We start from the raw sequence: 14,178 nt of genomic DNA, 5'->3' as shown, positions 1-14,178 counted from the left end.
GTATTTAGACAAATCGGCTATTTTGTGTACGATACCGCACCGTTAATAGCGTCTTCGAGCAATTACCGCCCGAGATGTTTCTGCGGGGAAAACTTCTTCCGAAGTAATGATACGGGTCGGCAGTTCCTTCCCATCAAAATAATCCCGTACGATTTTCATGAGCTGAGGTCCTAGGAGGGGGGAACACTCGACCGTGCAATTGAGTTTTCCCTTTAGCATCGCCTGGAACGCCTCTTTTACCGCATCCACCGAGACGATGATTACATCCTTTCCTGGCCGCAGGCCCGCTTCTTCCAGGGCCTCGATAGCCCCCAGGGCCATATCATCGTTATGCGCGAACAGGGCGTCAATTCGCTGAGTTTCGGTTTTAAGGATTTCCCGCATCACCGCCTTTCCTTGATCAAAATAAAAGTTTGCTATCTCAGAACGGATAATTTTAAAATTCCGGTAGGGAGCGATAGTTTGCTCAAAACCCCGTTTTCGGTCGATGGCCGGGGCAGACCCGACGGTACCCTGAAGTTCCACAATATGAACGTTTCCATCCGGGGTAGGATGTTTTTCCATATACTGTAAGAGCCAGCGGGCGGCCCGCCGTCCCTCTTCCAGAAAATCGGAACCGATAAAGGTGGCCCAGAGGGTATCATCCTTTAAATCCACCTCCCGGTCAGTAAGAATCACGGGAATCCCCGCGGCTTTAGCCTCCGAAAGGACCTCCTCCCAGCCCGATTCTACGATAGGAGAAAAGGCGATAATGTCCACTTTTTTCTGAATAAAGGAACGAATCGCCGCAATTTGGTTTTCCTGTTTTTGCTTACCATCCTCAAAAATGAGTCGAATACCCGCCACCTGGGCGGCTTCTTTTATAGAACGGGTGTTGGCAAGCCGCCAGCGGCTTTCGCTTCCCACCTGGGCAAAACCCAGGGTAATAGGTTCTTCCCGGGGACGGGGCCTCCTCACCGATCGATAGGGATCCATGGCCCAGCTAATGTTTTGAGCGGTTACCTGCTGGGTGCGGAGGTAAATCTTTTTAGGGATGCCCGACTTTTTGGCAAGGATATCCCGGGCGTAGTCCACCGCCTCTTTACCGCCCGTAGGACAAATAAAGGTGGCCGCCAGAAGCCCCCGTCGCACAAGATCAAGCCCGCCGTTGGACCCTTCAAGGCCATCGACCCCAATGATCCGGGGCAAAGGGAGCCCCGCTTTCTGGAAGGCCAGGATGGCCCCATAGGCCATGGCATCGTTCTGGGCAACGATCACATCTGGCAGAGGTTCCCGGCGAACCAGGGTAGAGAGGGCATCTTCTGCCTGATCCCGTAGCCAATCGGCGGTTACCGTTTGAAGCACCCGAATAGCGGGATGACGGGCAATCTCTTCCCGCAGGCCAGCACTCCTATCAATGGCGGGGGGAGAGCCCGCCCTTCCCTGCACCTCCCAGAGGGTCCCGCCCCGACTGCCCAGAAGTTCCGAAACATAGCGGCCCGTTTCTCTTCCGATAAGCTGATTATCCGGGCCGATGTACAGGGTGTAATCATAGCCTTCCACCGCCCGATCGAGCACAATCACGGGAATTTTGTGGTACACTTCGGTTACTATGGGAGTAAGCTTCTGGGAATCCGTGGGGGAAATAATAAGGAGGTCAATCCCATAGTCCATGAGACGACGCACATCTTCAATCTGCCGATCGCTGGAATCCACCGCATCGGTAATGATAACCCGCATATCGGGGTACTGCTTTGCCTGCTGACGGATTTCTTCCGTCATGGTGATGCGCCAGGGTTCTGAAAGATTTGCCTGGGAAAGGCCTATCAACATTGAAACCTCTTGCGGACTTTGACGAGTAAGCTGGAGGGGACTTATGGCCACAAAGAGGGCAAGAGAACAGAGCAGCCCCATACTAATAAGAACGAGTCGCTGAAAGGAGGGAACTTTCATACCTCAGGCTCCTCCTTTGTAGTCACAGAACGGGAAGAACCACCGCGGTTCTTGTACTCAATAGGAGAAATACCCAACACCTGTTTAAAGGCCCGACTAAAGTAATGCTGACTTCGGTAACCTACCTGTTCGGCTATTTCATATATTTTGAGGGCCGGATTTTCCATAAGCTGGAGGGCATGCTTAATTCGAACCCGACAGAGATATTCCACAAAGGAATAGCCCGTGGCTCGCTTTAAAAGCCGGGAAAGGTAGCCCGGGCTTACCTCCAGTTCCTGGGCCGTTTCTTCCAGGGAAAGCTCGGGGTAAGGATAATTTCTTTCGATATAATTTTGAGCCAGTAATACCAGGGGCTGGGTCGAAAGTTTTTTTTCTAATTCTTCCTGGACTTCTTCATACAGTTCTTGAAGCTGAGAATAGGGATAGGTATCTTCTCCGTGAAGGGTGGCCGAAGAAGCACCATTTCCGTTACTATGAAAGCTCCGTTCCAGAGGGCTTCCGGAAACCAGCACCAGGAGCGGCCGTTGATGGGTTGCTTCGTAAATGGCCGCTTCTAAGGACGGGAGGCGGGCCGTAAGGGATTCCTCTGGGCCTTCGGTAATGGCCACCACATTTTCCTGCCCATCAATAAATACCAGGGCTCCCCTGCCCAAAAACTCTTCCACGACGGCTTTGACCGCATACATCATCAACCGGCGATATCCAATCTGGATGGTACCCACACTCATGATGCGCTCCTCCACCTGCACCAGCAGGATCACCGGATGCTGAGGGAATTGAATGCCCAGGAAACGGCAGCCCTCCCCTACGTCGGTACGGGAAAGCTTTCCTTCAACAAGATCCCGCAAAAAGGCTTCCCGAAGGGAGTCCCTGTTTTGCTCCAGTTGATTACGGGCCCAGCTAATATATCGATTCGTTTCCCGTCGCAGGGAAAGCTCCTGCTTTGCCAGGTCGAGGGTCTTTTTTAACACCTCCGGGTCAACCGGCTTAAGGAGGTACTCAAAGACCTGGAGGGAGATGGCTCGTCGAGCATAGTCAAACTCATCATGGCCCGTCACAATGATGATAATCCATTGGTTCGAGTATTCGCTGAGCCGCTGGATAAGCTCGAGTCCGTCCATAAAGGGCATACGAATATCGATAAAAAGGATGTCCGGATTCGTTGTCAGGGCAAGTTCATAGGCGGCCTCCCCATCTTCCGCTTCTGCCACTACTTCAAGGCTGCTATCCAGTTTTTCTAAAAGGGACCGGAGCCCCCGCCGGATTTTTGGTTCATCATCGGCGATAAGCACTTTCCACATATCATCCCTCCACCGCCGGATGGCGGACCGTTACTACCGTTCCTTTTCCGTACATGCTCGAGAAACGAAGGCCGTAGGGTTCCCCATAGGCAAGACGAATCCGCTCGTGCACGTTGCGGGCCCCAAAGCCCATGGGGGAGAAGGCACCGACCGCCCCCTCATGGGCGGTTCGGGGAGTTCCTTCCAGTTCTTCTTCCAATTGACGGAGCCGTTCTTCAGGGATACCGATACCATCATCTTCCACAATAAAAAGGAGATCTGCCCCTTCAAGGCGAACCGAGATTGAAATATGGCCCCTGCCCCGCCGTTCTTTTATCCCGTGGTAAATTGCATTTTCCACCAGGGGCTGAAGAATCACCTTGAGCACCCGATAATTATCAAGCCCTTCCTGGATTTCTATAGAATAGTCAAATTTGTCTTCATACCGGATTTTTTGAATATACAGGTAACTTTCCACATGACGGATTTCTTCGGAAAGACGGACCATTTCGTCTCCCCGGGACAACCCCACCCGGAACAGGCGAGTCAGGGCTGACACCATATGCACGATATCGGTGGCGCCCTTTTCCTGGGCCATCCATTGGATCGTATCCAGGGTATTATACAAAAAATGGGGCTTTATCTGTTCCTGCAACACCCGCAGTTCTATTTCCCGCTTCAACCGCTGTTCTTCGTACACCTGCTGAATAAGGTGGTGGATCTCTTCTATCATTTTATTGAATGAATGCCCCAGTTGCCCAATTTCATCGTGTTGCGCCCCGGTAAAGCGGATGGAAAAGTCCCCCGTTTCCACCTGTTTCATCAGGCTCCGCAACTGTTCGATAGGCCGGGCGATAGAGGCGGAGAAAAAGAGGGAAAGGATGATGGCCAAAAAAATCGTGATGCTTCCCACCACCACCACAAACCATTTAATCAGGGATACTTCCCGAAGGGCACTCTGCATGGAAAAAACCCCCGCCGTGACCCAGCCGGTGTAGGAGGATCGCTTAAAGAGGATCTGAAACTCTTCTTGTCCAAAACGGCGGAAGAGGCGTCCCGAATCACCCTCTAACTTCCGGGGTGCAATTCGATAGACGGAGGTAGTAAGGGGGGCAAACACCAGTTCCCCATTCTGATCAGAAATATACAGATACCCATCACGCCCCAGGGACGAATCGGCCAGGAGTTCCTGAATATACTCAAGCTGAATATCAATCAAAATAACGCCCAGAAGATGCCGGGGACTCCGGGGGTCCCATACCGGCCGTACCAGGGAAACCACGTCGTCGGCCCCGAATCCAAAGAGGCTGCGAATGTTTCGCCCAATAGGACGGGGGATAATGGCGATTCCCCTCGTTGAATTCGCCCCTTTTAAATACCAGTTTTCCAGGGTCAGGGGGTCCCGATTTATCCGAGCATAATGGGAAGTAAGGATCCGATCATCCGCCGCAATCAGCATGATACCGGCGATTTCCCGATGGGTCTTACGGAAGTCTTCCATATAGAGCAGTGCCCGCTCTTCAGCCCTCGTAGCCCCCCCGAGAAAAGAGGGGCCCCTATATGAGGATGTCCCGCCGGACTTTTCAGACCCAGCACTCCCTTCCGGCGTCACCCCGGGGCTTTCACCAGACATCCCTTCCGGCGTCACCCCGGGGCTTTCACCAGACATCCCTTCCGGCGTTCCCATAAAAAAGGCTTGAATCTCCGGCAGGGTTTCGAGAAGCCGGGATAGCTTTTCGATGTACACAATAAGGTACTCCAGGTTTTTATCTACCTGGGCAATCATCCTGAGGGTGTGGGCCACAATCTGCTCTTCCATGGTCCGGGAATACACGGTGGGGCCGATGAGTCCCAGGGTAAGGACCGGTAAGAGGAGGAGGGCAAAGAAAAAAAACAAAAGACGATTCCGAATGGAACTCTCCATCCTGAGCATACCCATAGTATACCATGGTTCTTCTTCCCCTCGCTTTGCACAAATCCACAAATCTGTGCATAAAAGCGTCGATAGGATCGATGCTATCCCCTTTTCCCCGGTTCGCACCACTCGATATAGCCAAATGTAAAATGAAATATTAGTGATTTTTGTTTTGAAATTTCACTGATAGTGTTTTATATTCTATCCCAAAAGGGGCCCTCTATTGTGAAATCACCCCCAACGTGTTACAGCTTTGAAAACTAAGTGGGTTCCTTGCTATACGTCCCCTACAACATAAAAAGGAGGTAGAGAGCAATGTATAAAAAAGTGCTTTTTACGCTGGGACTAGTCTGGGGGGCCGCCCTGTGCGGCGTATGGGGACAGATGAATCCCCTCTATCCCCCCGTCACCTATGGGAACCCCGACCTGAGAAACATCAGCCTGGGGTATGTTATTCCCATGCTGGAGGATGAATTGGGAAAACCCGAGGACCAGTGGGCATCATCCTTCCTAAAACCAGAGGGTAAACCGCCGGAAAAACCCAAAGCCCCCGCAGGCCAGGAACTAGAACCAGAGGTCCTATATGAATATCAGATATCCTTCGTTAGATGGGCAAGTATGTACGGCCCACGAAGATTGAAGGATAATCTTGCGGATACCTGTTGGGTAGAGGGGGTAGAGGGCCCTGGCATAGGGGAAGTAGTAATCGCTGCGGTTGGGGATGACCTTAAGAAACTGGGTATCAGGATAGGATTTCAGAAAAACAAAGACCTGTACCAGAAAAATGCCCGGCCCCGACAGGTAAAGGTATGGCTGATGGCAGCGGAAGAGAATGTTATTGGAGACCCGGGGTATTTAAAAAACATAAAAGTCTACGCAGTCCACGAGGTAGAACTTAAGGATACCATGGGATGGCAACCCCTTCCCGTACCGCCCATACCGGCCTCTGTTCCTAAGACCAAAACAGAGGGATTGGATCCCAAACACTGGAAACCCTATTGGCTTGTGGCCATCCAGATTGTAAGCGTCTACCCCGGTTCTAAGTGGGAAGATTGTTGCATCACTGAAATTGGGACTATGCCCTGAGATATTTTTTGAAGGAGCGGCCACTCTTTAGAGGACGGAGGGAACCGAAAAGAGTCCCAAAGGCCCAGATACCAGGACGGGGCCTTCCTTCATTAAAAGGCTGAGGGAGAGCCGCGTCCTTAAGAAGACCCCCAATCCCTAAAGGGTGTAAGTATCCGCCAGCGAGGAGGGCTGCAAAAGCCCAAGGGCCAGCGGCCCTCATCTAACTCGGTGAGGGGCCGGCTTCCAGACCCGACCCCCTTAAATAACAGAAGATACCGACGCAAGGATAACCGAACGGCCTATCCTCCTTTGGTACATCTAAGAATCATTCCTCTGGTTGCATACAGTGAATTCCATAATACGACAAAAACACAAGGGCAAGCCCTTGTCCCCAGCCCTGGACCCGTTTTTTAGGGACCTGCTTGTAGGCTTCTGCATCGGCCATGACTGCAGTACCCGCCGAGACATCTCGTACCGAACCATCCTCATCGATGTGAGCAAGAACACCATGGAGAGCTCGATCCACATATGCCCGGTGGAGAGGATGACCGTACCGAATAAGGGCAGCCCCGATACCACTAGAAGCGGAGACTTCCTCATAGGAAGTTGGATCGGTGAGGACCGTATGCCACAATCCGCTTTCTGATTGGAGCCGTACCAAGGCACTGAGTTGATCTCGCAGGGCCCCATCGATTTGCATGAACATCGGATAGGTATAATCGATAAGTTTCAGGGCCTCCGCCATGGTTAACGCAGCCCAGGCATTACCCCGGGCCCAAAAAACACTTGACATATGGTTTTTATGAATGTTGTCCCAGCCATGATAAAATAGATTTGTCCGTTCGTCCTGCAGCAATTCTTCATGCCAGTAGTATTGGTGAAGGGCATCCTCCACCCAGGCTTTGTTATCCAGTTTTCTACCCATCCGTAAAAGGAAATAGGCAGCCATAAACAGAGTGTCTACCCAGGCCTGCTCGGGAAAATCGTTTTTTGTAGAAACCGTATGCTGGAAAACCTTATCCCCAAACCGGACAGCCCGTTCGTGAAGATAGGTTGCTTTTTCTACCGCCAGGTCTAGATATTCCTGCTTCCCTGTCCCTTCGTACAGGGTAAGCAGAGTATGCCCCATGGCGCAGGCATTCACCGTAAAAGGAGGAAGCCCTACCCTTCGATACGTTGCAACCCACTGTTCAAGCCGCTCTAAATAAGACTCCTTGCCAGTTGCTTCCCAGGCCTTACATACCCCGTGAAAAGCCACCCCTGCAGGCCAATCCCAGGTAAAATCAATGGCGAAGGTACGATCGACTATTCGATCAATATATTCAAATATCAATTCTTTGGTAATGTTGTTTTCTTTCATAAAGACATCCTTTTTTAGGCCTTAAGACCCGATGTACTGATTCCTTCTACAAGGTATCGCTGGAAAAACACAAAAATCACAAAAATAGGAACAAGAGAAAGACTCCCCATTGCAAAAAGGGCAGACCAATCGGTAGTAGTGGTAGGATCCGAAAACATGCGGAGGGCCAATGAAACCGTGTAATGATCCGGCCGGTTCAGATATAGAAGGGGCCCTAAAAAATCATCCCATTTCCAATAAAATTGAAAAATCACACTCGTAATAATAGCTGGCGTTAAAAGAGGAAAAATAATATGAAGAAAAACCCGTAATCTACCACAGCCATCTATTTTTGCCGACTCGTCTAATTCTACCGGCAGTCCCCGGATAAATTGAACCATCAAAAAGATAAAGAAGGCCTGCCCAAAAAAAGTAGGGACAATCAGAGGAGCGAAGGTGTTTACCCAGCGAAGCTTAAAGAAAAGAATATACTGGGGTATCATAACAATTTGATAAGGAAGCATCATCGTCAGGAGCATACAGGAAAACCAGAATTTCTTTCCCCAGAATCGAATACGGGCAAAACCATACGCCACAAAGGCCGAGGAAAGGACCACCCCAATAGTAGCAAGAATAGAGTAAAAAAAGGAATTTCGGAAAAAGGTAGTAAAAGTAACACCCCCTACTCCTTTCCAGCCCCGGAAATAACTAGAAACATCTATCGAGGAAGGAATAAGCGAGTAATCTGAAAAAACTTCAGTATTTGGTTTAAGGGAACTTGCAATCATCCAGAGGACGGGATACACCATCACATAGCCAAAGAGGATAACAAAGGTGTGGTAAAGCACATTCTTGATGTTCTGATATCTACTGCGCATAAATTAGTCCTCCCGGGATTCGTAGTATACCCAGAAATAGGATGATTTAAATAAAAGGGCTGTAAAAAATGCTATAATAAGCAACAGAACCCATGCCATCGCCGAAGCATAGCCCATCTGATAGTATTCGAAGCCTTTTTTATATAATTGCAAAGCATACACAAGCGTACTATTCATGGGATCTCCCGCGGGTCCCGTTACGATATAGGCCTGAGTAAAAACGGTAAAACCATTAATCAGTTGCATAATCAAATTGAAAAAAATAAGTGGCGTAAGCTGGGGTAACGTAATATGAAAAAAGCGCTGGAATCCATTGGCCCCATCGATATGGGCTGCTTCATAGTAACTTGTGGGAATCTGTTTAAGCCCCGCAAGAAAAATCAACATGGAAGATCCAAATTGCCATACCGCAAGGAGTATTAACGTCCAGATAGCTGTCTTTGGGTTACCAATCCAGGAAATATCGGAACGGATACCAATGCTATTCAAAATAAGGTTGATAATTCCATCCTTCATAAAAATCCGACGCCACATCACCGCCACCGCCACACTGCCACCGATAATTGAAGGGATATAGTAGACTGCCCGGTACAATCCTACCAACACGGTTTTCCTGGTGAATACCATGGCAATAGCCAGCGCAAAAATGATCCGCAAAGGCACCGATACAAAGGCATAATGAAAAGTCACTTGGAGGGATTTCCAGAACAGGTCATCCTGTACGAGCCTTCTAAAATTAGAAAATCCTGCAAAAACAGGAGGAGATAAAAGATCATAATCAGTAAACGAAAAATATAACGAGGCCACAATGGGATACAGGGTAAACACAAAAAAACCTATGAGCCAGGGACTAATAAAGGCATAGCCAGCCAGTGTATCCCGAGTAGTTATTCCCGAACGAAAAGCCATATTCCATCCTTTGCAATACTATGACCAGGACTAAGAGCCTGACTTCTTCAACAAAAGGCTCCGAACCGCATTCGGAGCCTTTTCTGTATTTATTCTGATGTATCTATTCTAAAAACTACTGGTTCCGTGCTCAAAACCAGATACTCATAGAAAACACTTTTTGTTATTTTTTGTTTTTTGCAAGAATTTCATTTGCCTGTTTCATGAATTTTTCGGCCCCTGCCTTGGGATCAAGAATCCCATACAGTACTTCTTGATCCACAGAACGGAAGATCTTAAGGACCTCTCCTGCCCCGGGAGGATCTGCGGGATCTAGAGGACTGTTATTACCTTTCCCCACCAGTTCGATATATTCAAACACCTGTTTATTCAAGGGATCTACCACTTTCTTAAGTTCCTCTCGAACGGCTGGTATAATAGGAATACCCCGTTCAGCAAGTAATACCTTATTCGCTTCAATATTAGTCACAAAGAAATTGATGAATTTTGCAGCCTCTTCTTTATTTTTGGAATTATTTGAGACTGAGAAGAACATAGAAGGTTTAAAATAGGTTCCCGGCCGTTTAGAATTGGCAATCCGCGGCGCAAGGGCAATCTCAACCGGTCGATTGGCAGCGCTTGCTGTGGCAATCACCTGGTTACTCCACAAATCCACAAACCATTGGGTTCCTTTTGCGAAGCCACTTTCCTGAGGAGTCACGGTAATAAAGGCTTCATCAGGAGAAACCAGGGCGCCACTCTTAAGAAGTCTGAGCTGAATCTCATAAAATTGAATAAGAAGATCCGGTTTGGTAAAACCAAGGGAAGCGCCGGTAGCTCGGTCAAAGAAGGAATCTCCCGTTTGCCGAAGCATATTATCAAAGGCCTGTTTAGGATCCGTCGTAGAGAAGGGAGGCGTCTTTACCCCAGTAGCTTTATATACCTGGTTTGCGATTTTTTCATAATCTTCCAATGTCCAGGTAGGCTTTATGGTATCAATACCCGCTTTCTTAAGAATCGCCGGATCATACAGAATACACCATGCATTCGTTCCCAGGCTAATCCCATAGATTTTTCCTTGGACCTTTCCACCCACAATGAAGTTGTCATCCACCCCTTTCAGGTTGATAAGTCCCGCATTTACCGCCGGGGTGAGATCCGCAAGAAGATTCTTCTGAGCGTATTGGGTAATATAAGCATAGTCCATCTGGATGATGTCCGGTAAATCATTTGCCGCGGCCTGGCTTGCGAGTTTATCCCAGTATCCCGCCCAGCCGGTAGTTTCAGTTTGAATGACCACATGGGGATTCTGGGCCATATACATTTCTACCACTTTTAACGTTCGCTCATCCCGGGTAGGGTTCCCCCACCAGGCAAGCCGAAGGGTTACTTTTTTCTGCGGGGTCGCTTCCTGTTTCCCTTCTGCCCCGAGGGGCATACCCACACACACCAGCAGAACCACGAAAATTTTTACTATACTCTTTAGGTGTTTCATCGATACCTCCCTTTCTAGAAATATTTCTGTTCTATTGTCCCGCTGTTTAAAGAAAAAAGGATGTATAAAAAAACGTGATTTTTGTTCAAAAAATGGTAGTCTTTTTATATTCTGAAGGGCTTTTCCCCGTATACTTCTTAAAGACCTGACTAAAATATTGAGGATTGTCCCCCATCCCCACTTCTCGGGCAATTTCATAGATTCGATCTTCACTGTATACATCCAGAAGTCGTCGAGCTTTTTCAATTCGCATTCTAAGGAGATAGTGTTTAAATCGTTGACCCGTTTCTTTCACAAAGAGCTTACTAAGATACCCCGGATCGACATGGAGATACTTCTGAGCAAGCCATTTAAGAGAAAGGTGTTCATTCGAAAGGTGGGCTTGAGCATAATGAATAAGCAAATTTACCAGCCGGTTTTTATAATTTTTAATAGATCGATAGTTCCGATTCACCAGTTCTTCGAACATTGTTCGTACCATGTTTTCTAATTCTTCTAAACTTGTTGTATCAGAGACACTTCCCAGAAAAATATCTATTGATTCTCTAAAAAATTCAAAATTTCCCTCTTTTTCTAACCACAAAAAAAGTTGTTCAAGATGAGAACGAACAAGCCGAAGACCCATTTTTTTGCTGCGATACACCGCAAACAGGGATTCTAATTCCCGACTTACTGCCGCCTTGTCTCCACATTGAAGAGCAAGAAGTAAATCCTGCAATCGATACAGATCATCCGATTTTCGAATCTCACTGAAGGGTATCTGGGTTCGATGCCAGACAAGGCCCGGATTTTTCTGAGCCAGGTAGCGACATCCTATAAGAAGTTCTTGATACAAAGAATCAAGCTCGTGAAGCGATACCTGGGTCTCATACAGCACCGAAATTTTTCGAGAAAAATACGTAGCAAATTCTTTCTGGACCTGTTCTATATGTGAGATCAACACCTGTTCCTGTACCAGTGGATATAGCACAACCACATGGGAATTGATAATTGTTCCTATTGCATCCTGACTAGGAGATAGTTTTTTGCAGATCCGAAGTAGTACAAAAAGATCCTCATAAGAAAGAATTCCTTCAATCTGATATAACACTAATGAGGCTGTTTCAAAATCAATATGAAGATAGGTACGATAATATTCGAATTCCTCTTCTGTATACGAAGCCCCCATAAAAAGATCCCGAATAAATTGTTCTTTGACTAAAGGAAGAAATTTATAGAGCCGTTCCTTTGATTCCTTGATAAAAGCTTCGTCATTCCGTTTTTTTTCAATCTGTTCGGCCACATGCCGTAGGGCTTCTATAATTGTGGCCTCGCTCGAAGGCTTTAAAAGATAGTGCCGAGCTCCATATTCAAGGGCGGCCTGGGCTAATTCAAATTCACCATAGCCAGAGAGAATAATAAATTCGACTGAAAAACCCCGTTCCCGTACCTGTCGGATAAGTTCAATCCCATCCATGACAGGCATTTTGATATCAGTGAGGACAATGTCAGGATGAAATAATTCAACCTTTTCTAGGGCCTCCTGGCCATTTTCAGCGACTCCTATGAGACGAAAACCTTCTGCTTCCCAGGGAATAACCTGAGCAATACCCTGACGAATTATTTCTTCATCATCCACAATCAAGACTGAGTACATGGTTCTGCCCTCCTTTTGGGTAGATGGATAGAAACCATTGTGCCGCTTTTGCTAACACTCTGGATTGAAAGCCCATAGGACTCTCCGCACAACAACTGAATCCGTTGATGAATATTGGCAAGACCAATACCACTGCCCCGTTTTTCTTTCTCCTCCTGAAAACCAGGTCCTGTATCAGAGATATGAAGCACAAAATCATCACCCTGATCTTCACTTTCAACTCGAATGAAACAGGGGTTCCCCGTCACCTCAATTCCATGGACAATAGAATTTTCCACAATAGGTTGAAGGGTCAACTTTGGAATAGTACAGGATTCTAATTCTGGTGCCACAAAATAAAAAACTTCCAGTTTTTTCCCAAAACGGATTTTTTGAATAGTGACATAGGCTTTAAGGAGTTCAAGTTCTTCTTTCAGAGAGATCGTTGGTTCTTTACTCGACAGGGATTTTCGTAAAATATACGCCAGAGCTTCCACAATGGCGGCGATTTCCTGTTCGTTCCTGAGCTTAGCAAGCCAGTGGACCGTATCCAAAGTATTATACAAAAAATGGGGATTTATTTGGGCTTCTAGAGCTTTGAGTTGGGCATCCTTTGCAAGTAATTCATGGGCATAATTTTCTTTGATAAGGTCATTAATCTTGTTCAAAAGAAAAATAAAGTCCCGTTCAATCTGCCCTATTTCATCATTATGTCGCAAAAAAACATCCTCTTGGATAAAGGGAATAGTAAAATCCCCCTTTTCCACATGAGTAGCATACGCAGAAAGTAGTTCTAGGGGTAAACTGATACTTCGCCCAATGCGAACAAGAATGAAGTAGGCAAAAAAGACCAGGAGAATTAGGATAAGGATACTAAGAGAATTAACTAACTCAAGCCGTTTGAATATCCGTTCATATTCAATAAAGGTCACATAGGTCCAGGAATTTTGCGTCGATGTACCAACCGTCACAAAATAACGTCGGCCTTCGGGATTATCGAGACTTCCATAGGCACGCCGGCTTGCCACAAAACGTTGAGCCATTGCAGCAAGAATGGGCTCAGAGGCATAAAAAGGAGTCGAATCGGAAAGAATCACCAGGCTCATACGATCAAGAACTCCCGCAAGAGCCTCCTGTACCATTTTTTTTAAGTTTACCCGTATAAGAAGGGTTCCTAATGGTTCCAGGCTTAACTGTTCGATTTTTCTGATCTGACGAGCACAAACCAAGACCCCCGGCTCTTCTTTGAGAATGTGGATCTCCATGCTCCCTTGTTTCTGAGCTGCCTTCTGTACAATTTCTGGTATATGGGAAGAGGAAAAACTGAGTCCCCCCGCATACTGATTACCAAAAACATCAATAATATTGACTGAAAGCACATTTTTCTCAAAGGTTGTAACCCATAGGAGATCGACCAGTCGTTTCTTTTCCTGCCCCAGAATCGGTTCAGAGCGGATAGTACGGATGCGGTCAAGGCTTTGCTGAATATCTCGATTCTGCAAAATGGTAAAAGAAATTTGTTCGATCCGCTGTAGTTCCTTTTCAATATTGATAGAAGCAAGCTGTAAAGTCCCCGCAGCCTGGGTATACAGGAGTTGTTCGTAGAAATGAGAAACAACCCGGATTGCCCCCATACTAAAAAACGAGACCATCCCAATAGCCAGGAGTAATATCAACGCTAGTTTATATTGAATTCTTAAACCGCTCCACCAATGATACAGTTTTTTCCACATGGCCCATATTATACACTGGAAATAAAGAATTGGGG

At 47.2% G+C, this 14,178-nt stretch carries 10 protein-coding genes; 1 reads left to right on the top strand and 9 read right to left on the bottom strand.

Features of this window, described 5'->3' with window-relative positions; translation table 11 throughout:
• Positions 1–42 precede the first annotated feature (42 nt).
• The 3 genes from C5O22_RS01650 to C5O22_RS01640 are packed head-to-tail and all read right to left on the bottom strand — an operon-like array spanning position 43 to position 5,145.
• Positions 43–1,932 (bottom strand): substrate-binding domain-containing protein, encoded by a 1,890-nt coding sequence (locus tag C5O22_RS01650; RefSeq protein ID WP_207895323.1) that lies wholly within the window; start codon positions 1,930–1,932, stop codon positions 43–45.
• Positions 1,929–3,233 carry a response regulator gene (locus C5O22_RS01645; protein WP_132779454.1) on the bottom strand — a complete coding sequence of 435 codons (1,305 nt, stop codon included), beginning with the start codon at positions 3,231–3,233 and terminating at the stop codon, positions 1,929–1,931. The genes C5O22_RS01650 and C5O22_RS01645 overlap by 4 nt, the downstream gene beginning before the upstream one ends.
• Position 3,234: 1 nt before the next feature.
• The gene (locus C5O22_RS01640; protein ID WP_165910360.1) at positions 3,235–5,145 is read right to left on the bottom strand and encodes a cache domain-containing sensor histidine kinase; all 1,911 of its coding nucleotides are present in this window, start codon (positions 5,143–5,145) and stop codon (positions 3,235–3,237) included.
• A 297-nt stretch (positions 5,146–5,442) separates the two neighbouring features.
• Here C5O22_RS01640 and C5O22_RS01635 point away from each other — a divergent pair, with 297 nt between their 5' ends.
• On the top strand, positions 5,443–6,213 hold the full coding sequence (locus C5O22_RS01635) for an NADase-type glycan-binding domain-containing protein (RefSeq protein ID WP_132779452.1): 771 nt from the start codon (positions 5,443–5,445) through the stop codon (positions 6,211–6,213).
• Between the two features lie 307 nt (positions 6,214–6,520).
• Here C5O22_RS01635 and C5O22_RS01630 read toward each other — a convergent pair whose 3' ends face one another.
• From C5O22_RS01630 to C5O22_RS01605, 6 genes are all read right to left on the bottom strand, one after another.
• The gene (locus tag C5O22_RS01630) at positions 6,521–7,555 is read right to left on the bottom strand and encodes a glycoside hydrolase family 88/105 protein (protein WP_132779451.1); all 1,035 of its coding nucleotides are present in this window, start codon (positions 7,553–7,555) and stop codon (positions 6,521–6,523) included.
• 14 nt (positions 7,556–7,569) lie between these two features.
• A complete protein-coding gene (locus tag C5O22_RS01625; protein WP_132779450.1) occupies positions 7,570–8,412 on the bottom strand; it encodes a carbohydrate ABC transporter permease in 843 nt (280 codons plus the stop codon).
• A gap of 3 nt (positions 8,413–8,415) precedes the next feature.
• Positions 8,416–9,321 carry a carbohydrate ABC transporter permease gene (locus C5O22_RS01620; RefSeq protein WP_132779449.1) on the bottom strand — a complete coding sequence of 302 codons (906 nt, stop codon included), beginning with the start codon at positions 9,319–9,321 and terminating at the stop codon, positions 8,416–8,418.
• 163 nt (positions 9,322–9,484) lie between these two features.
• The gene (locus C5O22_RS01615) at positions 9,485–10,795 is read right to left on the bottom strand and encodes an ABC transporter substrate-binding protein (RefSeq protein WP_132779448.1); all 1,311 of its coding nucleotides are present in this window, start codon (positions 10,793–10,795) and stop codon (positions 9,485–9,487) included.
• 85 nt (positions 10,796–10,880) lie between these two features.
• Positions 10,881–12,431 carry a response regulator transcription factor gene (locus tag C5O22_RS01610; RefSeq protein WP_132779447.1) on the bottom strand — a complete coding sequence of 517 codons (1,551 nt, stop codon included), beginning with the start codon at positions 12,429–12,431 and terminating at the stop codon, positions 10,881–10,883.
• Positions 12,416–14,143, bottom strand: coding sequence for a sensor histidine kinase (locus C5O22_RS01605; protein ID WP_132779446.1), 1,728 nt, complete (start codon positions 14,141–14,143; stop codon positions 12,416–12,418). The genes C5O22_RS01610 and C5O22_RS01605 overlap by 16 nt, the downstream gene beginning before the upstream one ends.
• Positions 14,144–14,178 lie beyond the last annotated feature (35 nt).

This window comes from Treponema sp. J25, from assembly GCF_004343725.1.
GTDB lineage: Bacteria > Spirochaetota > Spirochaetia > Treponematales > Breznakiellaceae > J25.
The sequence above is the reverse complement of the archived record's forward strand: the minus strand, read 5'-3'. Positions and strand labels throughout refer to the sequence as shown.